This window comes from Trinickia sp. Z7, assembly GCF_056498045.1.
The window spans coordinates 1-2225 of record NZ_JAUEQW010000039.1 but is presented as its reverse complement, the minus strand read 5'-3'; the positions used below and the strand labels follow the sequence as shown (position 1 = coordinate 2225).

Sequence of the window (2225 nt, the reverse complement as noted above, 5' to 3'; positions counted from 1 at the left end):
CATTCGCTCGATGTTTGGCTGCAAAGCATCAGCAAGGGTTTGATCACGGTCGAACGACTGAAGACGGTCGCGCAGACGGTTCCGGTGCTGGCCAACATTTTCGCCGCGGTCGATGCCGTGATGGATATCAAGGCGATGATCGAGCACGGCGATAAACCGGTCGATGCATTCGATTGGCTCAATCTGGGGCTCGATCTGATCGGCATCGTGCCGATTCCGCCGGGCACGGCCGAGGTCCGCATGGGCGCGCGGCCGATGCTCAAACTCATTCGCCAGAAGGTGGCCGAAAGCGGCAAGGCGGCGCTCGAAGGCGGCGCGCAGGTGCTGGGCACGGCGGTGGTGGATGCGCTCGTGGCGAATCTGAATGAGCGCTATGCCGGGGAGATCGAGTCGTTTCTGACGCTGGTGAAGAACGCCCTGTCGGAGATGCTCGAGCATTGCGCCACGCTCATCGGTGATTTGATGACGGCGCTGGCCGATCTCTTCGAGAAGGCCGCTGGCGAGAAAGGGTTTGCCATCGAGGGCAACGTTCGCGCAGCCGAGCGCCATGCGAGCCAGGTCAAGGCCGCGGTCGTGGCTTATGACGCCAAGCAGGCGCTCGATGGCATCGGCGGGCTGATCGTCGATTGGTTCAAGGTGGACGCCAAGCTGACGGTCAATGCCGTGACGCAAACGGCTAAGTACATCGATGCCGATTATGGCCAGGACCTGAAGCTCATCTCCGCGGAATTGCGCAAGCGCATTCCGGAAGTGAAGCGGCGCGTGCGTAGCCTGAGCGGCAATGAGATCGGCCAAATCGGCTGGCTCATCCAAATCGGCGAGGACGGTGTGGCTCGCTGGCGTAAGACGAAGACGCAGCATCATATCGTCGGCATTCCGAGCTCGGGCAAGACGCGCGTGATGGAGCAGCGGGGCGAAGGGGCGGCCGAGTCGATGAGGCATACGGCGCCGGCCAAGCACCCGGGGGTGGAGCAGTGCAAGCTGCATTGCCCGGTGGCCGCGCCCGCGCAGGCCAGTCCGCATTCGGTCGGCTTTGCCCTGGGCGATGAAAAAATCGAGCACGTGGACTTCTCGATCGCGGGGCCCATGCCCATCGTTTGGCAGCGCACGTATCGGTCGTTCTTCGAGGCCAACGACGAAGACGGGCCGCTGGGCGCCCGCTGGATCACCCCGTATACGACGCGCTTCGATCTTCACGAATCGAAGCTCGTCTATCACGATGCGGCGGGCCGCAGCGTGGACTATCCGTTGCTCGCGCCGGGCAAGACGCACGAGAATCTTGCGGCCGATTTGAGCCTGACGCGCGTTGACGAGCAGTATTTGGCGCTCACGCGCGGGCATGAACTGCTGGAGCTGTTCGAGAAGGACGGCGAGCGGTTTCGCCTGGCGATGCTGCGCGATCGCCGGGGCAATCAACTGACGCTGGGCTACGACGATCAAGGGCGATTGTTTCGCATCGTCTCGGGCACGACGCAGGTGGCATTCAAATACGACGAGCGTTCGCGCATCGTCGAGGCGGGGCAATACGACGCCGATGGCAACTTGGTCGCCAAGCTCGCGCGTTATACGTACGACGTCGAGAACGACCTCGTCACCGCCGCCGATCGCTACGGCAACAAGTGGCAGTACCAGTACAAGCGGCACTTGGTGACGCGCTACACGGACCGCACGGGGCGCGGCACGAACCTGCAGTGGGACGGCGCCGATCCGAAATCGAAATGCGTGCGCGAATGGCTGGACGACGGCAGCGAGGAGATTCGCCTCGCCTGGCATCCGAACTTCCGGCGCGTGGATGTGACGGACGCGCTGGGCAACGTCACGCAGCACTACTACGACATCAAGGGCTACACCTTCCGCATCGTTCACCCGGACGGCAGCGAAGAGTGGATGTATCGCGACAAGCACGACAACTTGACGCAGTACGTGCATCGCGACGGCGGCGTGGAGCAGATGATCTACGACGCGCGCGGCAACTTGATCCGCCACCATCGGGTGGACGGCAGCGTCGTGGAGATGGCGTACGACAAGAAAGAGCAGATGATTGCGCTGACCGACCCGCACGGGAACGTCTGGCGCCAGGAGTACGACGAGAAGGGGAATCTGGCCGGGCAGATCGATCCGCTGGGGCACAAGACCGAATACGGCTACAACGAGCAAGGGCTCGTGACGCAGGTCAAGGATGCCAAGGGCGGGGTGAAGCGGCTGAGCTACGACGGCGCGGGGCA

The 2225-nt window shown here is 63.1% G+C and carries 1 protein-coding gene; it reads left to right on the top strand.

Annotated features, from left to right (window positions below; translation table 11 throughout):
- The coding region (locus tag QQS38_RS25870) for a DUF6531 domain-containing protein (protein ID WP_479648180.1) at window positions 1-2225 on the top strand (2225 nt) is incomplete at both ends.